Source organism: Prevotella sp. HMSC073D09 (genome assembly GCF_001814145.1).
In the GTDB taxonomy this organism is placed as follows: Bacteria; Bacteroidota; Bacteroidia; order Bacteroidales; family Bacteroidaceae; genus Prevotella; species Prevotella conceptionensis.
This window is the reverse complement of sequence record NZ_KV815083.1, coordinates 45,733-69,078: the sequence shown is the minus strand read 5'-3', so window position 1 is coordinate 69,078 and position 23,346 is coordinate 45,733. Positions and strand designations below refer to the sequence as shown.

Below are 23,346 nucleotides of genomic sequence, written 5' to 3'. Positions count from 1 at the left end.
GGTGCAAAACGCAGGGTAAAATGCCGCTAAACGCGAGACGAAAAGTATAGAAATTCCACCGCAGTTGTATAAATATAACCCTCTTGAGCCATCAACCACAGGGCTTAAAAGGGCAAAATGGGCATTAAAAAGTGGTTTTTTAGTGGCTAAAAGCAGGTTATTGGGCATTAAAAATTACGGGCCTTCAACCAAACTAGAAAGGCTAAATGGTGCAAAATGCAGGTGTTGTTCGCAAAAATGGACTAAAAATAAATTGTGCAAGGCTGAAAAACGTGGTTAATTGCATGCTTTTTCACCCTTTTTCTCCCTAGAAGTAGGTGGTGAACGAAGTGTGTTTTGTAAAGTATGGCGAAAGCTTTTAAGTTTTTAAGTTGTTGAGTTTATGAGTTGGTTCGTTTGCGAGTTCATGAGTTATTAAGTTGGTCAGTTCATCAGTTTGAAAGTTGTTGAGTTTATGAGTTGCTTAGTTTGTGAGCTGTTATAGTTGAACGTAGTTGCTTTGGGAATGACAGGTTGGTTTGGAATAAAAGCCTGTGTTAGCCTGTATTAAGTTTGAAGATAGTAACTGGACTTCTGCGGCCTGTCGCTAATCTGGACTAAAAACAAACGCAAGCCATGCGCTTTATTTGGTGCATGGCTTGCGTGTTGGCCGGAGTCGCCATTGGTTATGGCTTTGGTGCCGTTAGGTTTTATTTCTTCCCTTTAAACAATTGCCTGTGAAACTTGTCTTCGGCTTTGAGGATTTGAAAGACCGTAGTGGCAGGCAACAAGGCCATAAACTTGATGTGGTAGTCTTTCAGCAACTCTTTCATTTCCAATTCCAGCTTGTCTTGCTGTTTAACGGCTTCGGCAGCCGTCTTGTTGTCGGTGGGTTTAACGTACTTATAGCGCTTAATCTGTTCGAATATGTTGCGCTGTTTTTTGCGCAACTCGCGATAAACAGGGAAGAAAGCCGCGCTTTCGGCTTGCGAAAGCGACACTTCGGCGGTGATAAATTTTTCTAGTTCGGCTTGAAACTGCTCTGGGTCGAACTTGTGTGGCGGCTGCGCCACCATGCTTATGGCTGCAAATGTGAATAGTAATGTAAGTAGAGATTTTTTCATTTCAGCTTATATTTCGGAATATTGTTCGTATATGTCTTCGCTGTCCATCATCGTATAGTCGGCCACAACGTCCCTATCGGCACCGGTTATGGTAGTGGCGATGGTGGGATGTGGGGGGACGGATGTGGCGGCAGACGGCGATTGGGAGCTTGAACCCAAATATACGGCAACTCCAAAAATGGCTGCGCAAAGGCTTGCCGCCGCAATATAGATGGGGCGTAGCAGCCGAGGGGTGCGCCGTTTGGGGGCAGCTTGCTCGTTTTGGCCGTCTATTTTTTGCATTACAGCAGGTGGAAGGTTATCGAAATAACCTTTTGGAACGCTGAAAGGCCGTAGATTGGCATCGGCCGAATGTTTGGTTTGTTCCATGATGGGAGTTGTTTTAAGCATTTATGTCGTGTCCTGAAAACCGCACCAAGCTACAAGTTCGTTGTGTGCAGCCGCTGTTTAATGGCTTTTACGGGCGCTTTTCGCTTGCCTCTTTAAAGGTAAGCGCACTATGCTCTGCTAAAACTCGATAAGCCATCAAAGGTGATTAATAGAAACTCGACATTGATAAAACGAAAAGACAAGCCAACAAGCTAGAAGACTAGTCTGCATCGGTTGATGCAAACTCCGGCAGGGAATGGCCTTGTAAGGGTAGGATATGCGGAAACTAATCGCAGCGACCTGCCTAAACAAATGGTGCGACGCGACGCGCCACGAGCCTCTTCGCAAGCCGGCTTGTCTGTGGGGCAGTGCGTTGGCCTCGTTCCCACACGATTGTGGAAAGCGGGGGCGCGCCTGCCTATTTTCGTCCTCTGTCGTTTAATGCTTTGACGCCTATTGGCGTTAAAGGTTTAAAGGGGTGTTGAAAATATGCTGTTTTTTTGTCGGTTTGGGACTTCGTTGTTGCCTGTGAGCCATAGGCCGATGAAAGTTAGTGCGCCGTTGAGCATCAAAAGTTCGTAGCCAAAGCGGTAGGTGGAGAACTGCTGCGTGAGGGTTTCGACGACGAAACAGAGTAGGGGAGCGGCCAAACATACGGGCAACACCCACTTGCCGCCAACGTTGCGCCGAGTGAATAGCGCGTAGGCGAACAGTCCGAGCAATGGGCCGTAGGTGTACGAGCAGAGAATGTATATGGCATCGAGCATCGAGGTGGAGTTTACGGCGCGGAAAAGGAGGATGAAGAGTGCAAACACGGCCGCCATGCCTAGGTGGGCGCGCTTGCGCAGACGCTCGTCGTAGGGTTTGCCGCAGATGTCAACGCAAAACGAGGTGGTTAGGGCGGTGAGTGCAGAGTCGGCACTGCTGAAAGATGCGGCCACAATGCCGATGGTGAATAACACAACCACCAGTGTGCCCAACGAACCGCTGGCAGCGAAGAGGGGTAACAGCTCGTCGCCCATGTCGGGTAGCGGCACACCTCGCTGAACGGCCAACATGGAGAGCAATACGCCAAGGGCGAGGAACAGCAAATTGGCGGGTACGAAGGCGAAACCGTATGTGCACATGTCTTTTTGGGCCTCGCGAAGGGTTTTGCATGTTAGGTTTTTCTGCATCATGTCTTGGTCGAGTCCGGTCATCACCACTACGATGAAGGCGCCACTGATAAACTGTTTCCAGAAGTTTTGTTTTGAAACCCAGTCGTCTAGCACAAACATCTTGCTCCTTTCGTCGGCGGCAACGGCCTGTATGGCCGCTGTTGGCGACATGCCTAGTGCGCCAATAACTTGCCAAATGATGAGGATGAGGGCGGTAAACATGCAAAAAGTTTGGAAGGTGTCTGTCCAAACAAGGGTGTTGATGCCGCCTTTGCGCGTGTAAAGCCATATCAAGGCCACCATCGTAAGCACGGTTAAGGCAAAGGGAATGCCTAAGGCATCGAGCACAAAGCGTTGCAATATCATGCAAACAACATAGAAACGCACGGCTGCACCAGAGATTTTAGACAGGATGAAAAAGCCCGCGCCCGTGCGATAGGCCGATAAACCGAGCCTTTTGTCTAAGTAGGTGTAGATGGTGGTTAGGTTTAACTTGTAGTAAATGGGGAGAAGGAGGAAGGCTACGGCAAAATACCCCACGATGAAACCTAAGCAAGTTTGCATGTAGGTCATGCCGATGGCATTGACCATGCCTGGAACGGAAACGAAAGTAACGCCCGAAATGGATGCGCCAACCATGCCGAAGGCCACCATATACCAAGGCGAACGTTTGTTGGCACGAAAAAAAGTGGCGTTGTCGGCACGCCGAGAGGTGAGCTTGCTAAATATAAGGAGCAAGCCAAAATATGCGAGTATGGTTAAGATGATGAGCATAACGCGTGCAAAGTTACGACATTTGCATGGAAAAGCCTGATGTTCTGTGGCATTAGTTTGTTGTGGGAGGTGTTGTTTGCCTATGCCGATGGGGTGGGGGAAGACCTTTAAACGTAAGCGGGATGCACACATGGTGTGCATCCCGCTGATGTTTTTTTTGCCTATATGGGGCATGATGGCACACGCCTATCGTGTTATAGGCATGCTATGTACGTAATGGCAATGCCGCCTGCAAATGGGAAAGAAGGCCGAGCCGTGCCTTATAGGCTTTTCAGCTGGTGAATGGTTTCTTTGGGGTTGGCCGACTTAAACACGTAGTTGCCTGCCACAAGCACGTCTGCACCGGCCTCAATAAGCAAGGGAGCTGTTTGCGCTTGTACGCCGCCGTCTACCTCGATAAGGGCCTTGCTGCCTGTGCTGTCGATAAGTTGGCGTAGGCGTTTTACCTTGTTAAGGGTGTTTTCGATGAACTTCTGACCACCGAAACCAGGGTTTACACTCATCAGTAGAACAAGGTCAATGTCGTTGATGATGTCTTCGAGCATGCTCACGGGTGTCGAAGGGTTGAGTGCCACGCCTGCTTTCATGCCCGTTTCGTGTATCTTGGCAACCGTTCGGTGCAGGTGTACGCATGCCTCTTGGTGCACGCACATGAGCATAGCACCTGCCTTTGCCGTCTGTTCGATGTAGTTTTCGGGGTGCACAATCATGAAATGCACGTCCATGGGCTTTTTACAAGCCTTGCCAACGGCGTCAAGAATGGGGAACCCGAACGAGATGTTGGGTACAAATGTGCCATCCATCACGTCCATGTGCAACCAGTCGGCTTCGCTTTCGTTAATCATTTGCACCTCGGCGTTAAGGTTTAAGAAGTCGGCCGAGAGTAAGGAAGGGGCTATCAGTGGCTTTTTCATCATGCGTTTAGTTTAGGCAAATGGTGTAACGTTGGCCATTTACCTGTATGGATTTATAACAATGGGCAATCTGCCTTATCATGTTAAGGGTTTTTTCTGAGGGCTTAAGCTCTTCGGGTGTAAAATACTTCATAGGCGATATTACCATAATAATATAGTGTATATAGAAGTAACGCCTTGTGTTGTATTTTATTGTATGCGTTGTGGATAAATATTTAAGGGGAGTTGACGGGTGGGCTAGTTGACGGGTGAACAAGTTGACAAGTTGACGAGTTAACGGGTTGACAAATTTGGGAGTTGACAAGTTTGGGAGTTGACAAGAAGACTGGTTGACGAGTTTGGGAGTTAACAAGTTGGGGTAGACAAGAAGATAAGCCAACAAGTTTATGCGTTGGCACGGCAGTTAACTTTCTCTGAATGATGACTGGGGCTTGTCGAAAAACGTTCGCTTCTTCTTTGTTTTGGCAACATACCTTGATTTGTTTCTGCCGCCGCCTGCTAGTCTTCGTGTGCTTTCAGCACGCGGTGGGGCATGTTGCCATGCCCTAGCAGCTCGATTGGACAGCCGAAATGTTCGCTCAACTCGTCGCTCGAAATCTCTGGTGTATCGTGATAGTGTAGTGTTCGGTTGACACAAGCCACGGCTTTTACGTTTTGGAGGATGGTTCCAACGTCGTGGCTCACGATGATGATGGCGCAATCGTGGTTGATGACGTCGAGCATTTGGTACATTTGCTCTTGAAAACGCTTGTCTATATAGGTGTTCGGTTCGTCTAACACCACCACTTCGGGGCGCGAAACGATGGCACGTGCCAGCAGCACGCGTTGCAATTGTCCGCCGCTAAGCGACCCAATGGGGCGTTTGGCGAAGTCTGCCATACCCAACTTTTCGAGCGTTAGTGCCACCTGTTGTTTATGATTGGCATTGAAGGGGGCGAAAAGTTTCTTTTGTTTGCTAAGCCCCGACAGCACCACTTCTTCTACGGCGATGGGGAATTGGCGGTCGATGTCGTTGTATTGTGGCAGGTAGCCAATGGTGAGTTCGGGCACGTGCACACCATTTCGGAAGTAGGAAACCTTGCCGGAGAAGGGTTTCATCATGCCGAGAATAACGCGCATGAGGGTGGTTTTGCCGCCACCGTTAGGCCCGATGACGCCAAGGAAGTCGTGATCGAACACTTCCAACGACACATCTTGCAGGGCCACCTTCTCTTCGTAGCCTGCAAAAACGTGTTCAAGTTTGATGAGGGGTTGTTTCAAAGCGGTCATTTCAGCGATTTGGCTACCTTTATCATTTCTTTTTCCCAATTGTAGGCCAGTGGGTTAAACTCAACTACTTCGGCACCCACAGCGTTTGCGATGGTCTCTGAGTTGCGGTTGGCAAATTCTTTTTGCATGAAAAGCACACGCACCTGACTGGCCTTTGCGCTGTTGATGATGTCTTTTATCTGCGCGGCAGAGGGCTCGCGCCCTTCGTCTTCAATGTAAATCTGGTGCAAGTCGAACTCGTTGGCGTAATATGTGAGTATGGGATGGTAGATAAGGAAGGAGGTGGACTTCTCTCTGGTGAGGTTTTCTCGAATTTGGTTGCTTGTTTCTTCAATCTTTGTGAGCAGCGTTTCGAGGTTCGCCTTGTAGTAAAGGCTGTCTTCCCTGTCTATTTGCAGCAACGCCTTATAGATGTTTTGTGCGATGATAGCCGCGTTTTTGCAGCTCATCCACGTGTGTGGGTCGGGTATGCCGTCGGTACTTTCGATGGGTTCGATGCCTTCGGAGGAGTCAACGATGATGGTATGCGGAGCGTTTGCTTTCAGTCTTTTCATCCAAGTCTGCTCAAATCCGATGCTGCCTACTTTCACATAGAGGTCGCTGTGCGATAGTTCTATCATCTGTTGCGCGGTAGGTTCGTAGGTTTCTGGGTTTCCGCCGATGGGTACCATCGTCTTAACGTCGAAACGATTGCCTGCAATAGCCTCGACAAAATACCTCAACGGCTCGATAGTTACCATAACCGTGCGCTTGCTCCCGCCCTTAACCATCGTGCAAGAGGCGAGCAACAGAACCGCGAAAGCGAAGAAAAGGGATATTTTCTTGTACATAAGCATTTTAAAGTAAGAAACTTGCGCCAAACACAAGTAAGGCGAAGCGAATGAATTTTCCTATTGTCATGCTAGTCACGGTGATGGCTACGTTTGCGCGCATAAGGCCTAATACCACGGTTATGGCACTACCAAGGATGGGCAGAAAGGCAAAAAATCCCATCCATGCACCCCTTCCTGCCATGAATTTTTCGGCTCGTTGGAGTTTCTCTTTTTTAACGTGCAGGTACTTTTCTATCCAATCTGTGCGCCCCATTCGGCCCACACCATAGTTTATCATGCCGCCGATAACATTGCCTGCGGTGCCATATAAGATGAGTGGCCACGGCTCTAAGCCAGCAGCTTGCAAGCCAACCATAACGGCCTCGCTGCTGAAAGGGATGACACTGCCCGCCAACACGGCGGAGAGAAACATGCCCCAATATCCGTAGTTGATGAGTAGGGCTATAAGGGAATCCATAAGTTGCAGACGGTGAGTAAGACTGAGGCGAGCAACAGCACGCAAAACACGATGTTGGTGGCTGCCGTACGGGTGAGTGTGATGAAGTGGGCGATAAGTGCTGCCGTGTTAATGATGAGTATGGGCAGCAAGTTGTCGGCGTGTTGGGGTTGTAGCACGATGCAAGCTATGGTGAAGAGGTCTACCACTATCACCATTTCGTAAATCATGCGGTTGCGTATCTTGTCGTTTCTGCTACTTCGCAAGTAATGGATAATACCTATTAGCGAAACAAGTGCAACGAAAAGGAAGGTGGCGATGCGGTTGTGGTCTATCTCTTGATACTGGAATAGGGGGGCGAAGAGGGCCAAGTCGATGAAGTGTTGCACGAAAACTTCGGGCTGACCGGTGTAAACCAAGTAAGCACCAACGAACCAATAGGGGGCGATTAGCCCTAGGACGGATGCCCAGAAGTTGCGCCAGCTCATGGACAACACGTTGGTGGCGTGCAAAATCCATAGCAATGGCACGAAGAAGAGAATCTGAACGAACCCGGTTGAGGCCACGCCAATGAACAAATAGGCGTAGAAGGTTACGCCCGATGCCGTTCGTTCTTGGTAGGCATTGAACACAATGAGATAGAAAGCCGCGAAACAGGCTTGCACTAAGGCGGCCGACGGCGAGGCAAAAAGATAGTTGGCCGCGCACGCCAGCACAAGGAAGGCGCACGAAATCATGCGGCTATAAACCCTTAGCAGGGCATTGACGTTGTTGAACTCTACCATGAGGTAGGTGGAAACGGCCAAGCATGCGAACTGGAACCAGAGGTTTTTGCCCACTAGTCCGCTTGCCAAGAACACCAACACGGCGTAAACGGCCGTGAAGGAGAGTGTCATCCTGCTTTCCGCAATCTTGTTTTGTAATCTCTTTACTACCATATCTATATGTTACTGGCGGTTGTTGGCCGCCGGTTGCCTATCGTTCGTTGCGCCACACGGCGGTGTTCGAATCCCTAATAGGGCTTTTGCTGTACATTTCTCGCTAGGGGCGAGGTGGTTGTTACAAGTCTTGACCGATGTCTTTTCTGAAATACTTGTCGGTGAAACGGATGGCATTTGCCGACTCGAAGCTCTTTTGTAGTGCCTCGGCCTTGTCTTTTCCATACGAGCTAACCGCCAAAACGCGCCCACCGTTGGTAACAAGCAGGCCGTCTTTAAGGGCTGTTCCGCTGTGGAACACGATGCTTTCTGCCACGTTTTCGATGCCCTCGATGGGATAACCCTTGGCATATTCTTGGGGATAACCACCGCTAACGAGCATCACACAGACGGCAGCACGCTCGTCGAAAGCTACATTTCGGCTAGCGATGTTGCTCTCGGCCACGCCCTCGAAGAGGTCGACGATGTCGGTTTTGAGCCTAAGCATCACGCTTTCTGTTTCGGGGTCGCCCATTCGGCAGTTGTATTCGATAACCATTGGGTTGCCTTCCACGTTGATAAGTCCGAAGAAAATGAACCCCTTATAGTCTATTCCCTCCTCTGCTAATCCGTTTATCGTGGGGCGAATGATGCGCTCTTCCACCTTCTTCATCCACTCTGGGGTGGCGAAAGGCACAGGACTAACGCTGCCCATACCGCCCGTGTTGAGACCTGTGTCGTGTTCGCCAATGCGCTTATAGTCCTTAGCCTCAGGCAAAATTTGATAGTCTTTGCCGTCGGTTAGCACGAAAACAGAACATTCTATGCCGCTGAGAAACTCTTCGACAACTACGGATGCCGAGGCGTTTCCAAACATACCGTCGAGCATGTGGCGCAATTCGGCCTTCGCCTCTTGCAGTGTTGGCAAGATAAGTACGCCCTTACCAGCGCACAGTCCGTCTGCTTTCAGCACGTAGGGGGCTTTTAGTTCTTCGAGAAAAGCCAGTCCTTCGTCGATGTTTTGTGCGGTAATGGTTTTGTAACGCGCTGTGGGTATAGCATGTCTGGCCATGAAAGCCTTGGCGAAGTCTTTGCTGCCTTCGAGTGTTGCGCCTTGTCGCGATGGGCCGATAACGGGAATATGAGCCGTGCGAGCATCGTTTTTGAAGTCGTCGTAGATGCCGTTCACCAGCGGGTCTTCTGGTCCTACCACCACCATTTGCACGTCGTTGTCGAGCGCGAAACGCTTTAAGGTGTCGAAATCGTTGGCGTTGATGTCCACGTTTTGGCCCACTGTGGCCGTTCCAGCATTGCCAGGGGCGATGAAAAGCTTGCTAACCTTGGTGCTTTGTGCTATCTTCCAGGCAAGCGCGTGTTCTCTTCCGCCACTTCCCAACAGTAAAATGTTCATCCGTTTTATTTTAGATAATCGTCAAAATATTGTGAAATACGTTCGTGCAAGTGGGTGCTTTGGTGTCCGCGCATGTTGTGTGGCTCGCCCGGATACACAAAGAAGTCGGGCTGTGTGCCCACTTTGATGCACTCTTGCAAGAAGTTCAGGCAGTGTTGCGGCACCACAACGGGGTCGTTCATGCCTGTTATTATTTGCAGTTTTCCTTTTAAGTTCTTGGCTTTTGGCAGCAAACTGCTCTCGGCATAGCCCTTGGGATTGTTCTGTGGTGTACCCATATAGCGTTCGCCATACATCACTTCGTACCACTTCCAGTCGATAACAGGACCGCCAGCAACGCCTACTTTGAACACTTCGGGGTGGGTGGTGATGAGGTTGGTGGTCATAAATCCGCCGAAACTCCATCCATGTACGCCCATGCGGTCTTTGTCTACGTAGGGTAAGGAGGTGAGATATTCAACACCTTTCATCTGGTCTTTCACCTCTTCTACGCCAAGATGATGGTACGTGGCCTGCTCGAATGCGAGACCGCGTGCACTACTTCCGCGGTTGTCGAGAATGAAAAGCAGGTAGCCTTTCTGTGCCATATAAGTTTCCCAACCACGCGACCAATAGTGCCAACGTGCCTCAACGTTGCGTACTCCTGGCCCTCCGTACACGTAAATGATGGTGGGGTACTTCTTGTTCGGGTCGAAATTGGTGGGTTTCACCATGCGGTAATACAAGTCGGTGGTGCCGTCGGCAGCCTTGATTGTGCCACACGAGTATTCGGGAACGGTGTAACCCTTCCAGGGATTGTCGGCAGTGAAGTAGCGAGTTGCCTTTGCCGAGGCCACGTTCACGATGTCGATGTTGCGTGGAACGGTGGGTTCGGTGTAGCTGTCAAGTATCCATTGCCCCGAAGAGCTTAGTGCTATCTTGTGCGAACCGCCTTCGCCAGTGGTGTTGGCGTGGCATCCTTTACCATTATCCAGCAGTCGGCGTGCGCCCGTTTGTAGGTTAACGGCGTAGAGATTGTTCTGAATAGGACTGGCCTCCGTAGAAAGTATGATGGCCTCTTTGGTCTTCGCGTTAAATCCCATCAAGTCAATCACGATCCATTTGCCCGTTGTAAGTTGCTTAATTTGCTTTCCGCTAGTGTCGAACAGGTACAAATGGTTGTATCCGTCTTTCTCGCTTTGCAGTATAAAGCGGCTGTTGTCCCAGGGCAGAAACGTGATGGCGTGCATGGGATGCACGTACTTGTCGCTCGATTCGGTGTAGAGCGTGGCCGTTTTGTTTCCCGTTGTAGCGTCGTAAGCGTCTAGCGAGTAGTGGTTTTGTGCTCTATTCAGTTCGATAAGGTATATCAGCTTGCCGTCGGGCGACCAAGCGATGTTGGTAAAATACCTGTCTGTGGGGTCGCCCGTGTTGAGATACACTGTCTTATCCGTCTTCAAGTCGTATATTCCTACGGTTACGAGGTGCGATTTCTCTCCTGCCATAGGATAACGAACGGGTGTTTCGGTGGCGATACGTGTGTCGATGTCTACCAAAGGATAGTCGGCCACCATTGATTGGTCCATTCTGTAAAACGCAAGTTTCTGTCCGTCGTTGCTCCAAAACGTTCCTTTATATATGCCGAACTCGTCACGATGCACGCTTTGTCCGTAAACGATGTCGCGACTACCGTCTTTCGTCAGTTGTTTATGTGTTCCTTGGGCGTTACATACGTAGAGGTTGTCGCCTTTAACAAAGGCAACGGCGCGCGATTGGGCGTTCCAATCGGCAAAACTCTCGTCTTTCGTATCTTGTTTCCATACCAGCTGTTTGGTTTTCCAGTTCACCAACATGCGTGTTTTGCTTGCGGTGAGCAGCACGAGCGGCTGATTGGGGTAGGGGAAAGTGGCGTGATAGAACGAACGCACCTTGATATTGCCAGCCGATTCAACCCATTGGTTAACGTCGTCTAGGCTGAACAGGCGGGTTTCTTTGCCCGTGTTCTTGTCTATCAGTGCGCAAAACTCCGCATCGGTACGCACCAGTTGGTCGCCCCACCATGCGGTGTAGCGGTTTTTGGGTACCATGTTATGGAAGTTGTTACCACCATAATTAAGGTCTTCCAGTGTGAATTGTTTCTGTGCCGACATACTTTGCGGTGCGAAAATCATTGTTGAGAGCATCGCTCCCACGATAAGTTGTTTAATCGTCATGGTCTATAAAGTTAGCAGAATTACGTCCAAAGTTCTTTCCTCCGCGCTTGTCTGTGCGCTCAAAGCTCTTTCCTTTGCGGTTAAAGTCTTTGCCTTTGCCTGCGAAGGGCTTCCCGCCGCGCTCGGACGAACGGCCACCACGCTTGTCATCGTGGTCGGCATACGATGTCGTTCGTTTGCGTTTGCGTTCTTCGTTGCGCTCCTCGGTGTGCGCGAAGTGGTTTTTAAAGGTGTACGAACGTATGTCGTCGGTGTCTTGCGAACCGTCGTCGTCCAGCCTTTTCTTAAATTCGCGGTTCTTCTTAAACCTGTTTTTCTCGGCCATTTGGCGCTTTTCTTCGTCGGTTTTTACCACTCCACCCTCTTGGCGGAAGTCTTTTAACGACCCGTCGAATATGGCATACTTGCGAAATTCGCACTCCAACGACCCATTATATACGGGAATTTTGATGGATGGTTTCAGTCCAATCTGGTCGAAACACTCCTCGCGATAGCTCAACACCCACGCATCGTTGCCCATGAATTGGTGTTTAAGCCTCTCTCCAATCATCTTATATGTCCCAAGAAGGTTGGGTGTAGAGATGCGTTCGCCGTAAGGCGGATTGGTAACGAGTATGCTTTTGTTCTCAGGTTTCTTGAAATCCTTGAAGTCGGCTTGCTCAATGGTGATGTCTTTGGTAAGTCCCGATGCGCGAACGTTTAGTCGTGCCGTGTTCACAGCCTTCATATCTACGTCGTAACCGTAGATGTGGTGGTTAAATTCGCGTTCGTTGCTGTCGTCGTTATATATGTTGTCGAACAGCTCTTGGTCGTAGTCGGGCCACTTTTCGAAAGCGTAGCTCTTGCGGAAAACGCCTGGCGAGATGTTGCGAGCGATAAGTGCGGCCTCTACCACGAGCGTTCCCGACCCGCACATGGGGTCGATAAAGTCGGTTTCGCCTTGCCATCCCGTCATCAATATCATGCCGGCGGCCAACACTTCGTTAAGCGGAGCCTCCACCGACTCTTGCCTGTAACCGCGGCGATGCAGACTTTCGCCACTCGAATCCAGCGATAGCGTACAGTCGTACTCGGCAATGTGGATGTTCAAACGTATGTCTGGGTTGCTCACCGATATGTTGGGGCGTTTGCCCGTGCGCTGGCGAAACTGGTCCACGATGGCGTCTTTCACCTTATAGGTAACGAAACGTGAGTTGCGGAACTCTTCCGAGTACACCACAGAGTCAACCGAGAAAGTCTTTCCTTCCTCGATATGCTTGCTCCAATCAATCTTTTGTATCTCCTCGTACACGTCGTCGGCCGACCTTGCCTTGAACTTGGCGATAGGTTTTAAAATCCTAATGGCCGTGTGCAGTTGGAAATTGGCGCGATACATCGTTTCTTTGTCGCCCGTAAACGACACCATACGCCTGCCAATTTGTACGTTGTTTGCCCCCATTTGGGTAAGCTCCTTGGCCAAAACGGGTTCCAGGCCCATGAAAGTTTTGGCTATGAGTTCGAATTCCATTGTATATAGTTGTTGTTATTTCGTTTTCTTAAATATGCGCGTATTAGGCTCCACGTCTTCTGTTACCCACACATTGGCGCCCACCACGCTGCCTTTGCCGATGGTTACACGGCCTAGGATGGTGGCATTAGAGTAAACCACCACGTCGTCTTCCAATATCGGGTGTCGGGCTATGCCCTTAATGGGGTTGCCATCTTCGTCCTTGGGGAAACTTCGTGCGCCAAGCGTAACGCCTTGATACAGCTTAACGTTGTCGCCAATGATGCAGGTAGCCCCGATAACAACGCCCGTACCGTGGTCGATGGCGAAGTGTTGGCCAATCTGTGCAGCGGGGTGTATGTCTATTCCCGTTTCCGAATGCGCCATTTCGGTTAGCATTCGCGGTATCAGTGGCACGCCCATAAGCAGCAGTTCGTGCGCAATGCGATAGTTAACCAATGCCTTGATGGATGGATAGCACGATATTATCTCGCCGAAACTGCCTGCTGCTGGGTCGCCGTTGTATATGGCGGCCACGTCGGCAGCCAGCATTTGGCGCACGGCAGGCAGCCTTTTAATCAGGTCTATCGACATTTCTTCGGCTGTGCAGCGCATGTCGGTGTCGGTGTCGCTTGTGTTGCAGCCATCGCAGCTGGCAAAGCACAGGCCTGCCTGTATCTGGTCGGTAAGAAGTTGGTTGAGTTTTTCTACATTAACACCAACATGAAACTTGATGGTGCGCGAGTTAACGGTAGACTTGCCGTAATATCCGGGGAAGATAATGGCACGCAACAGGTCCACAATCTTTTTGAGAACCTCTCCCGAAGGGATAGGGTTTCCATCCTTGTGTTGGTGAAAAATGCCTTTCAATGCCTTGGCATCCGAAAGCTCTTCCGCGATATGGGTCAGCGTGCGCGTTAAGTCGGCAGTGGTCATCAATGTTGTTATGTCAATGTAGATGTATGTGTGGTGTTGCCGCTAGTGCCTGCAAGAGGTGCTTGTTTGGCCTTTGCGAATACAGCCTATTTAGTGCAAAAGTAGCAATAATTTATCATTTGTCAACAGATTAAGGCCGAAATTTATATTAAAATGTGCAACTACTTGACCGCTGATAAGGAAATGCGTGAGTACGAACCCGTCGAACTCACGCATTTCCGTTATTATAATGGTAAAAGATATGCACGATGCACCCTGTTAAAATAGCTTTCGGGGGCGTGCCGTTTACTTCACCAACTTTTGCAATATGGGTGTGGTTTGTCCGGCAACGCTTGTTTGAGGTGTGTCGTTTTGCTGTTCGAACACCACAATCTTGTTTTCGCCCTTCTTTAAGAAACAACCGGGAAGGTAGAGCGTTTGTTGCGGTCCGCGTTTCCAATAGCGGCCAAGGTTAATGCCGTTAACAAATACGATGCCCTTACCCCAGGTCTCCATGTTGAGGAAAGTGTCGCCAGTGGTGTCTAGGTTGAACGTTCCCGAATAGAGTGTAGGCAGCCCCTTGTTGTTGGCCGTAGGCAAGGCGTTAACGTCGGGAGCATCGTTCATGGGCAGTTTGTACATCTGCCAGTTGCCCGTTATCTCGTTTCCGTCGATAACCACAGGTCCGTTAATGCCCTTGATGCTTTGGGTGATGCGTGCGCCGTAGTTTATTCGGCCCATGTTTTCAATCAAGATGTCGAGCACGCCGTTGAACGGAATGTTTATCTCGATGCTGTCCACATCGCTAACGCGGTCTAGTTCGCCCACCTTCTGGCCGTTTACGTAAACCAAAGCGTAGTCGGCCAAGCCGGCAACTTTCAGCATTCCGCCGATGGGTTGGTTAAAGTGTCTTCTGTATAGCACGTAGCCATGCCCTTGGTTCAGGTCTTCAAAGGTAAGTGGCTTATCGCTTTCAACGGCTTTACCCTTGGTAAGCAGGTTCAACACGTCGGCACTTTTGTTCAGCTTGATGTTGGGGATGGCTATAACGGGAATGCGTTGGGGCACGGCAGGCACGTTATACTTAACGTTCTTTATCATCAATGCGCGCAACGCATCGTACTTAGGCGTGTTCCAACCAGCCTCGCTGATGGGTGCATCGTAGTCGTACGAGGTGAGGTCGGGCTGCAAGTTGGTGGCGGTGGTGTAGTTGGCACCCGACGTAAAGCCGAAGTTTGTTCCGCCATGCACCATATAATAGTTAAAGCTAATGCCGTTTTCAAGATACTTGGCGGTTTGTTTCACTATCGACTCGGTGCTTACTTGTGGGAAAGGCTCTGCCCAATGCGACAGCCATCCGGGGTAGAACTCGGCTACCATGTACGGACCTTTGCCGCCATTATATTCGTTTACCACCTTTTTAAGTTTCTCGATGTCGCTTTCTCCGTTAGCCGTTGGCAGTGCGCCTTCTATCGTACCGCCCTTGAAAAGCCAACTTCCGTCTGATGTGAACAAGGGAACATCGAAACCCGCATCGAGCAATTGCTGCTTAATCTTGGCACTATAAGCACGATGGGTTTCTAAGGGTATGTCTTTGCGTTGTGCTACATACGAACCGAACTCGTTTTCGGCCTGCACCATAATGATTGGTCCGCCCTTGGTTATCTGCAAGTCGCGCATCTGCGAGGCCAATTGGTTGATGTAAACACGGCACGAATCGAGGAATGGCTGATTGTCGGCGCGTATCACCAAGCCCTTTGCCTTAGACAGCCACCAAGGGTAGCCGCCAAACTCCCATTCTGCACAGCAATAGGGACCAGGCCTAAGAATAACCAGCATACCTTCTTCGGCAGCCGTCTTAACAAACTGTCGCAGGTTGCGGTTTCCCGTTTTCCAATCCCACTTGCCGGGTTCTGTTTCGTGATAGTTCCAAAACACGTATGTGGCAACAGCGTTCAAGCCCATTGCCTTCATCATTTTCATTCGGTGACGCCAATAAGGGGCAGGCACGCGGGCATAGTGCATCTCGCCCGAATGCAATTGCATGGGCTTACCGTTGTAAACGAATTGGCCATCTGCGATGGCGAAAGTGTTACGCGTAGTTTTTGTTTGCTTGTTTTGTTTGGCCTCGGCATTTGTTGCGGCAAGCAACATCAAGGCTGCCACGGCCAAGAATTTAAGATGTTTCATCTGTCTATTCTAGTTAGAAAAATATCGGGTTTCGGTTTTAGTTCATTGTCTTCTTGTGGCATCGCATGGCTCGTTGTACGGGCATTGGCGATAATCGGTACAAAAATAACAAAAGATTGGTAGATGAGAACTAATATAATGGAGGTTTAGATAAATTTAACGAGTGGCAAGGTGTTGCGTAACTAAACAAATGATGGGCATGATGTGCTTTTAACTCGATGTGGTTATGTGTGGATTAATTATATATAACTCTGTCGTGCCTGTAAGAAATATAACGGAACATTTGCGGAATCTCAAAAAGGTGAAGTATTTCTTTGTTGAAAATTAATTTCTTCGTATATTTGCAAATATCCAACAATAACTTTATCAACTAAAAACTTATATTATGGATAAATTGCTTAAACTTATGCCGTTAATGCTACTTCTATTTTTAGCAGGATGTAGTAGCAAGAATGACGATGAAGAGTCGGAAGTGTTTAGCACAACCCTCAACATGATGAATGAGGATAATGGTAAAACGTTGTTTGAGAGTACTGGATATTATATTGACAACGCGGGTAATTTTACGTCGGAGTATGGCTATTGGTGTATTGTTGATGCTGGCAATACTTCCTTGTCAAATACGAAGTGGCAAGCCGACTTGGAAAACAGAGTTCGGACGGCTGCGGTACAATATAATCACAGTTACCATTTTTTCAGGAATGCCGATTTAATAGAATTTCCTTCTGGAACATTTGCCGTCCCATTGGAAACAGACTTTTATAAACTAAGAGTGGAAGAGCCTATCAAGGAAAATGGCGTGACCAAAGGAGCTGTTGTTAAGTTTGTGAAGTCTAAAGTATCTTCTAGAACTCTTCCTGCAAAAGGAAGTGTTATTGGAAGTATGGTGAATACTGCTGGTAGCAAAATAGAAATCCCCGTGCCAAAAGGTGCGGAATATTGTGAAGGAGAAAAAATAAAATCTATCGGTAACATTTTCGATATTCAAATAAACGATGGTAAGCTTATAATTAAACCAAATTATTGGAGCGATGGTTCTTCTAGGAGGGAGGAATTTGACTTATATATCAGACAAGGGAGTATATGCACAAAAGTGCTTTTCTATGTTGTCAGTTAATTATAGTTGATGTAGAAAATACTCCGTATCTTTAACTGGTATGAATACTGTCTTGGTGTTCGTACCAGTTTTTTTTGTTAAACCCCAATTGGGCATTAGACTGCTTGTCAATTATTTTAAGTTGTATGCATCGCTTCCTGTTCGTCTTTCGTTTGCTTGTCGGCATCTTGCCTGTTTTATTCTCTTGACGTAGCTCGCTAAGACTTCAAGAATAAAACAGACCTTATGCTTAACAATCAAACAAAATCAGCATAGGCTCTAATGTTGGATTTGGGTTAAATTTCCCGAAGGTAACACTCTTCTAGAATAAATTAGATAATCTTACTGTAAACTAGGAATGTTTAAGGTATATTAGTTTTCTTGATTTTTTCAATTTAACTTAAAAGTAAATCTCGCCCTCGCCATACATAGCTTAAATTACGAAGTTGTCCTCACTTTTAATGTTTGGCCTGCAGCCGCTCGCACTGGCGGTAGTAAGTGTACGTGCTTTCCATATTGTTGTCCATGCGCTTGTACGTGGCATAATCGTTTTTATTGTCTAATTTTTAGTAGAGAATTTAACATTCTGAGTGCCCATTTTGTCCACCGATTGTTATCTTGCCGCAAAAAATCGATTCTCGCGAAGGTTGGATTTGATGCAAAAAGGGGGTAACCCGTGAATACGACAAAATGAATTTTTATTTAAAATGACCGCCATTTGTACCAGCTTTTGGGCTATTTGCTGCTAAAAGCACTGTAATTTGGTGCTAAACGCAGTGCGTTTTGATGCTAAATGCAGTGCGTTTTGATGCTAAATGCAATGCGTTTTGGTGCTAAATGCAATGCGTTTTGGTGCTAAACGCAGTGCGTTTTGATGCTAAATGCAGTGCAAAATGCTGCTAAATGCGAGGCGAAAAGAATAAAAATACATCGTAATGGTATAAATAATATCTTTTAGAGTTATTGAAAACATGGCCGAAAAGGACAAAATAGCCATTAAAAAGTGGCATTTTAGGGGTTAAAAGCGGGTAATTGGGCATGAAAAATTACGAGTTGGCAGCTAAACTAGAAAGGCTAAATGGTGCAAAATGCAGGTTTTGGTCTTAAAAATAGACAAAACGAGATGCGTGAAGAGCTAGAAATAGTGGATTTTTACCTACTTTATGACCGATTTTTTCGCTAGAACGGAGTGAAAATTAGAACGATTTTGTAAAATAAAAGACAGGAATTTAAGTTTTTGAGTTAGTGAGTTGGTGAGTTAGTGAGTTGATGAGTTAGTGAGTTGATGAGTTGGTGAGTTGATGAGTTGGTGAATTTGTGAGTTGGTGAGTTGATGAGTTGATGAGGTGGTGAGTTGATGAGTTTTTGAATTTATGAGTTGGTGAGTTTATGAGTTGGTGAATTTGTGAGTTGGTGAGTTGATGAGTTGTCGAGTTGATGAATTGATGAGTTGGTGTGTTAGGGAGTTGTTGGGTTTTCACGAGTTTATACGCCAGTGAGTTGATTTGCCCTGCACTTTGTATATGGGACGAGTGCTTATCTTGTGTTGGCATCACAGAGATAACAAACTCCTCTCAATTTATTGGAATATTATAAGTCAAGACGTTTTCAATGAGTGTACAAGTTGATAAGTTGATGGGCATATCCATTTTTTCACCTTTTCACCTTTTCACCTTTTCACCTTTTCCCTTTTTCACCTTTTCCCTTTTTCACCTTTTCCCTTTTTCACCTTTTCCCTCTTTCACCTTTAAACGCTTTCTTTACTTTAAGAGGTAACGTTGGCGCGACTCAATAATCTCACCCATGTGTTCGGTTGCCCACGCAAGTAGGTTACTAATGTGTGGAAGTAGGCTCTTGCCCTTGTCTGATAGCGAGTACTCTACGCGTGGCGGAACTTCGGGAAAAGCAACGCGGGTAATAAGTGCATCGCCTTCGAGCATCTTTAAAGTAGCCGTGAGCATCTTTTGAGATATGTCTGGAATGTTGCGTTGCAACTCTTTGAAACGCAGGTTGCCATTTGTTTCTAAGGTGAAAAGCACCAACATCGACCACTTATCTCCCACTCTAGATAGTATATTTCGGACGGGACAATTAGGGAAAAGCGCGTCACGTACTTCTGTTCTGTTCATGTCAATAGGGTTTTTAAGTTGCATTACTGCACAAAAGTAACTATTATCCTTTGCAATGCTTGTTTGTTTATTGTTAAACAGTGCTAAAACTTAAAGACATAACTCGATATATTTCAGCATTACTTACTTCAAGGTAACTGACTCACCTTATTGTGCCTACTTGTGCGAGCCATTGATTGTGAATACCTTTGCATCGTCAGAACAATGACGATTAAACACAAAATTAATTATACAATAAAGATTATGAAGACTGTAAAGACAACAACAGAAGGTAAGAATTTCACAGCAGTGAACATCGGTAAGTTAAGCGAAGTGAAGGATTATGTACTGCCTTTGGGCGACATTGAAATACCTGGAAAGGTGTTTGTGGGCCAGGCATTGCAGGCAACAGGTAGCGAAGTGTCGTTCCAAACGCTGGTTCCTGGTCAGGATAGCGGTTTCCTTCATACGCATAAAACCCACGAAGAACTGTACTTTATCCTTAAAGGCGAGGGCGAGTATCAGGTTGATGGCGAGGTGTCCCCCGTGTCGGAAGGTAGCATCGTACGAGTTGCGCCAGCGGGTAAGCGCGCCTTAAAGAACACTGGTGAGGGCGAGATGCTGATGCTTTGCATACAATACAAGGCCGATAGCTTTGGCGAGAACGATTCTCCTGCTGGGGATGGTGTGATACTTGGCGATAAGCTAACATGGTAATCGATCCGCAATTTCCTACATGTCCAATCCGCAATGTCCTTTCAAGGCTTTGCGGATTAGATGCTTTATGGGTGATACTTGTTCTAGCAGAGCGCGTGTCGGGTTCAATGGAGCAACTTTGTTGGGGTATAGTAGGGATGAAGCATCAACAGGTTGCATCTGCCGTTCGTATTTTGATGGAAGACCATCTTGTTGAGAAGTCAAGCGGTGTATATCGCTTATCGCCATTAGGGCAATCGGTATTGCCTTATGTTAAAGAACTTGTGGGTTGGTGCGAGATGCAAAGTAAGTGCTGACAAAGTGCAGTGCCATTGCGCATTAGGTGTTATGGATGGGCATGTATTATCTAGTAATGCCCGCGTTTAACGAGAAAAAGCCCCGAAAGCATAACGCTTTCGGGGCTTTATTACTTGTGTGCCCTTAGGAGAATAAGTGTCCTATCCTCGTGGGCAAGATGGTTCGTAGGGTTTACAAGGCTGCGAAAATCCAGTCGTACACGTAGCTGCAAACACCGAAGAGTGCAACGCCTAGGGTGCAGATGGCTAAGGCCAAGCGCGTGTTGCAGTCGCTTTTGAAGGCTGGCAAGGGGTTTTCGCTCTTGTTGATATACATCGCCTTAACGATGAGCAAGTAGTAGTAAAGGCTGATAACGGTGTTAATCAACGCGATGAACACAATTAAATAAGCCCAAGCACTGCCCTGTTCGAGAGCGGCCATAAATACGAAGAACTTGCTAAACATACCTGCAAAGGGCGGAATGCCACCAAGCGAGAAGAGGGCCAACGTCATAAGGAAGGCCAACTTGGGGTTGGTGGAGTAGAGTCCGTTGTAGGCATCCATGTCGGTTACGCCGTTGTTGCGCTCTTCGATGGCACTGATGATGGTGAAAACACTCATGTTGGCCACCACATACACCAATATATAATAGGTGAGAGCGGTTACGCCCATGCCCGAATCGCCCATCACGGCCAGCATGATATATCCTGCTTGCGAAATAGAGCTGAACGCCATGAAACGTTTAAGTTCGGTTTGGCGTATGGCGAAAAGGTTGGCAATGGTGATACTCAACACAATGACAATGCCGAGAAGATATTGCCATTGTTCTAACAATACACCGAAAACGTGCATCAGGATAGAGCAAAGCGCAAAGGCAGCGGCACCCTTAGACACTACGGAGAGATAGCCCGTGATGGTTGTTGGCGCACCTTGGTAGGTGTCGGCTGTCCAGAAGTGGAAGGGCACAAGCGAAATTTTAAAGCCCAATCCGCTGAAGAAGAACACCATTCCCATAACCGTCATGGGCGTGGCCGATAGGTGTTGAGACACTTCGTTGAAGTAAAGCGAACCTGCATCGGCATAGATGAAGGTGAGGCCATAGAGCATCACGCCGCTTGAAAAGGTTGCGGTGAGGATGAACTTGGCACCAGCCTCGGCCGAATTGTGGCGATACTTGTCGAATGCCACCAAGCAAGCCATAGGCACGGATGCCATTTCGAGCCCTAAGAAGAAGAGCAAGAAGTGGTCGGCACTTACCATCATGTTCATTCCAAGCAGTGTTGAAATGATGAGCATATAAAATTCGCCTTCCTTAAAAGTGCTGTCGGGACGCGAAAGCCACGTGCGTGCCTGTATGAAAACGATGAGTGTTCCGAAGGCAAGGATGGTTTTCAACACGCCAATCATGGGCGTGGTGGCATACATTCCGCCAAAGGCCGTGGCTGGTTCGGTGGAACAACAGTTCAGAAGAATATGTATCAGCATGAATGCGCACACCAAAGGATTGAACCAAGGACGTGGCGAAGGTGCCGTCTTATCGTCGGTTATCACGATGGGGGCTTTATGAGCTGTGGCGAAATCTATGATAAAGACAATCACCAACATGGCCATCAAGGTAACCTCGGGCATCATGTGGAAAAACTGACTATAATCTAAATTCATTGTACGAAACGTTTAAAGTGATGCTATTGCGGTTACGTTGTGGATGTGGTCGATAATCGGACCTAGCGTGTCGCTGATGATGTTGCTTGCCCAAAGCGGTGCGAGGCCAAGGCCTGCAACGCAGAAGATGAGGCAGCCAACGGCGAAACGTTCGTCCCAGGTGGCGTCGGTGAGTTGCTCGTAGTGGGGGTCGGCAACCTTGCCAAAGAGTATCTTACCCACAACACGCAGGATGTAGACCGCCGTGATAACGATTGCGGTACAGGCAATGATGGTGGCCGTGCGGTGGAATACGTCGTTGTTTTGGAACGAACCCACGAAGATGGTCATTTCGGCAACGAAACCAGAGAAACCTGGCAAGCCCAAGTTGGCCAAACCTGCAATGACATAACCCACGCTAAGGAAGGGCATTATCTTCATCAATCCGCCCAGCTGACGGATGTCGCGCGTGTGTGTACGGCCGTAAATCATACCGATAAGGGCAAAGAAAAGGGCCGTCATCAGTCCGTGAGAGAGCATCTGCAAGATGGCTCCCGTACACGAAGTCTGCGTCATCATGAGCAGGGCAAAGAGCACCAAGCCACAGTGCGACACCGAAGAGTAGGCGTTAATGTACTTCAAGTCGGTTTGCACGCAGGCCGAGAAGGCACCATATACCACCGAAATGGTGGTGAGGATGATGAAAATCCATGATAGCTGATGGGCAGCTTCGGGCAAAAGCACGATGGCAATGCGGAAACATCCATAGCCTCCAAGTTTCATCAGTACTCCCGCATGGAGCATAGACACGGCTGTTGGAGCCGATGCGTGACCGTCGGGCGACCATGTGTGGAAGGGGAAGAGTGCGCCAAGCACGCCAAATCCGATGAAAACGAAGGGGAAAAGCACCTTTTGTACACTCTCTGGAATGTTGTGCAGGGCTTGCAATTCGAGGATGTTCATCGTGGTTGCACCACTGAAGAAGTAGATGCCGATGATGCCGATGATGAGCAAAGCCGAACCACCCATAAGCATGAGGGTTAGTTTCATGGCCGAATACTCCTTCTTGCCGCTACCCCAAACGCCGATAAGCAGGTACATGGGGATGAGTGCCACCTCGTAGAACATGAACATGGTGAAGAGGTCTACCGAGATGAAGAAACCGTAAACACCAATGCTAAGCAGGGTGAACCAAAGGAAATATTCTTTTGTTAGTGGCTTTAACTGCCACGATGCAAATGTGCCTGTGAAGACGATGATGCTAGAAAGGAGGAGCATCACCACCGAAATGCCGTCGACACCAACGGCGTAGGCTATGTTGAGCGGCTTAAACCAATCCACGGTGTATTGAAACAACATGGCATCGGTGTTGCCTGCATCGCGCATTTGAAGGAAAGCGATGGTGAGCCAAACCGAAAGTACCAACAAGCACGACGAGCCGACAACCATCACACCGCGCACTTGATTGAGGTTGCGCGAAAGCCAAAGGCCCAGCAACATCAGCACGGGGATAACTACGAATAATGTTAATATACTCATTTT

At 48.1% G+C, this 23,346-nt stretch carries 19 protein-coding genes; 2 read left to right on the top strand and 17 right to left on the bottom strand.

All coding sequences use genetic code 11. From position 1 onward, the window contains the following. Positions 1-689: 689 nt before the first annotated feature. The 14 genes from HMPREF2955_RS07090 to HMPREF2955_RS07030 all read right to left on the bottom strand — a co-directional run bounded on the left by HMPREF2955_RS07090 (position 690) and on the right by HMPREF2955_RS07030 (position 15,966). A complete protein-coding gene (locus HMPREF2955_RS07090) occupies positions 690-1,103 on the bottom strand; it encodes a hypothetical protein (RefSeq protein ID WP_070722190.1) in 414 nt (137 codons plus the stop codon). A gap of 6 nt (positions 1,104-1,109) precedes the next feature. After that, entirely contained in the window at positions 1,110-1,472 is a 363-nt protein-coding gene (locus tag HMPREF2955_RS07085) for a hypothetical protein (RefSeq protein WP_070722225.1), read from the bottom strand. Positions 1,473-1,942: 470 nt separating this feature from the next. Then, positions 1,943-3,403, bottom strand: coding sequence for a sodium:solute symporter (locus HMPREF2955_RS07080; protein WP_070722223.1), 1,461 nt, complete (start codon positions 3,401-3,403; stop codon positions 1,943-1,945). Positions 3,404-3,663: 260 nt separating this feature from the next. Then, positions 3,664-4,317, bottom strand: coding sequence for a ribulose-phosphate 3-epimerase (rpe, locus tag HMPREF2955_RS07075; RefSeq protein ID WP_070722188.1), 654 nt, complete (start codon positions 4,315-4,317; stop codon positions 3,664-3,666). A 7-nt stretch (positions 4,318-4,324) separates the two neighbouring features. Continuing rightward, the gene (locus HMPREF2955_RS16210) at positions 4,325-4,465 is read right to left on the bottom strand and encodes a hypothetical protein (protein WP_154650701.1); all 141 of its coding nucleotides are present in this window, start codon (positions 4,463-4,465) and stop codon (positions 4,325-4,327) included. Positions 4,466-4,815: 350 nt separating this feature from the next. Continuing rightward, positions 4,816-5,586, bottom strand: a complete 771-nt coding sequence (locus tag HMPREF2955_RS07070) for a metal ABC transporter ATP-binding protein (protein WP_070722186.1) — start codon at positions 5,584-5,586, stop codon at positions 4,816-4,818. Further along, positions 5,583-6,422, bottom strand: a complete 840-nt coding sequence (locus HMPREF2955_RS16545; RefSeq protein WP_083317652.1) for a metal ABC transporter solute-binding protein, Zn/Mn family — start codon at positions 6,420-6,422, stop codon at positions 5,583-5,585. The genes HMPREF2955_RS07070 and HMPREF2955_RS16545 overlap by 4 nt, the downstream gene beginning before the upstream one ends. Position 6,423: 1 nt before the next feature. Beyond that, positions 6,424-6,876: a YqaA family protein gene (locus HMPREF2955_RS16540; RefSeq protein WP_070722184.1), complete on the bottom strand. Its 453-nt coding sequence runs from the start codon at positions 6,874-6,876 to the stop codon at positions 6,424-6,426. Further along, positions 6,861-7,793: a hypothetical protein gene (locus HMPREF2955_RS07055; RefSeq protein ID WP_070722182.1), complete on the bottom strand. Its 933-nt coding sequence runs from the start codon at positions 7,791-7,793 to the stop codon at positions 6,861-6,863. The genes HMPREF2955_RS16540 and HMPREF2955_RS07055 overlap by 16 nt, the downstream gene beginning before the upstream one ends. A gap of 121 nt (positions 7,794-7,914) precedes the next feature. Further along, positions 7,915-9,183 (bottom strand): phosphoribosylamine--glycine ligase, encoded by a 1,269-nt coding sequence (gene purD / locus HMPREF2955_RS07050; protein WP_070722180.1) that lies wholly within the window; start codon positions 9,181-9,183, stop codon positions 7,915-7,917. A 5-nt stretch (positions 9,184-9,188) separates the two neighbouring features. Beyond that, positions 9,189-11,375 carry a S9 family peptidase gene (locus HMPREF2955_RS07045; RefSeq protein WP_070722179.1) on the bottom strand — a complete coding sequence of 729 codons (2,187 nt, stop codon included), beginning with the start codon at positions 11,373-11,375 and terminating at the stop codon, positions 9,189-9,191. Beyond that, entirely contained in the window at positions 11,365-12,882 is a 1,518-nt protein-coding gene (locus HMPREF2955_RS07040; RefSeq protein WP_070722177.1) for a THUMP domain-containing class I SAM-dependent RNA methyltransferase, read from the bottom strand. Before HMPREF2955_RS07040 ends, HMPREF2955_RS07045 begins: the two co-directional genes overlap by 11 nt. 15 nt (positions 12,883-12,897) lie before the next feature. Next, entirely contained in the window at positions 12,898-13,797 is a 900-nt protein-coding gene (locus tag HMPREF2955_RS07035; RefSeq protein ID WP_070722175.1) for a serine O-acetyltransferase, read from the bottom strand. Positions 13,798-14,082: 285 nt separating this feature from the next. Then, the gene (locus HMPREF2955_RS07030; RefSeq protein ID WP_070722171.1) at positions 14,083-15,966 is read right to left on the bottom strand and encodes a beta-galactosidase; all 1,884 of its coding nucleotides are present in this window, start codon (positions 15,964-15,966) and stop codon (positions 14,083-14,085) included. Between the two features lie 385 nt (positions 15,967-16,351). Here HMPREF2955_RS07030 and HMPREF2955_RS07025 point away from each other — a divergent pair, with 385 nt between their 5' ends. After that, a complete protein-coding gene (locus tag HMPREF2955_RS07025) occupies positions 16,352-17,083 on the top strand; it encodes a DUF5036 family protein (protein ID WP_044077739.1) in 732 nt (243 codons plus the stop codon). A 1,739-nt stretch (positions 17,084-18,822) separates the two neighbouring features. On the opposite strand, the gene HMPREF2955_RS07020 is transcribed toward HMPREF2955_RS07025, so the two are convergent. Further along, complete coding sequence (locus HMPREF2955_RS07020) at positions 18,823-19,191, bottom strand: winged helix-turn-helix transcriptional regulator (RefSeq protein WP_070722220.1); 369 nt, start codon at positions 19,189-19,191, stop codon at positions 18,823-18,825. Positions 19,192-19,434: 243 nt separating this feature from the next. On the opposite strand from HMPREF2955_RS07020, the gene HMPREF2955_RS07015 reads away from it, so the two are divergent. Next, complete coding sequence (locus HMPREF2955_RS07015) at positions 19,435-19,887, top strand: cupin domain-containing protein (RefSeq protein ID WP_070722218.1); 453 nt, start codon at positions 19,435-19,437, stop codon at positions 19,885-19,887. Between the two features lie 468 nt (positions 19,888-20,355). On the opposite strand, the gene HMPREF2955_RS07005 is transcribed toward HMPREF2955_RS07015, so the two are convergent. Together HMPREF2955_RS07005 and HMPREF2955_RS07000 are read right to left on the bottom strand one after the other, a co-directional pair. Next, positions 20,356-21,825 carry an NADH-quinone oxidoreductase subunit N gene (locus HMPREF2955_RS07005; RefSeq protein WP_070722169.1) on the bottom strand — a complete coding sequence of 490 codons (1,470 nt, stop codon included), beginning with the start codon at positions 21,823-21,825 and terminating at the stop codon, positions 20,356-20,358. A gap of 12 nt (positions 21,826-21,837) precedes the next feature. Then, positions 21,838-23,343, bottom strand: coding sequence for a complex I subunit 4 family protein (locus tag HMPREF2955_RS07000; RefSeq protein ID WP_070722166.1), 1,506 nt, complete (start codon positions 23,341-23,343; stop codon positions 21,838-21,840). Positions 23,344-23,346 lie beyond the last annotated feature (3 nt).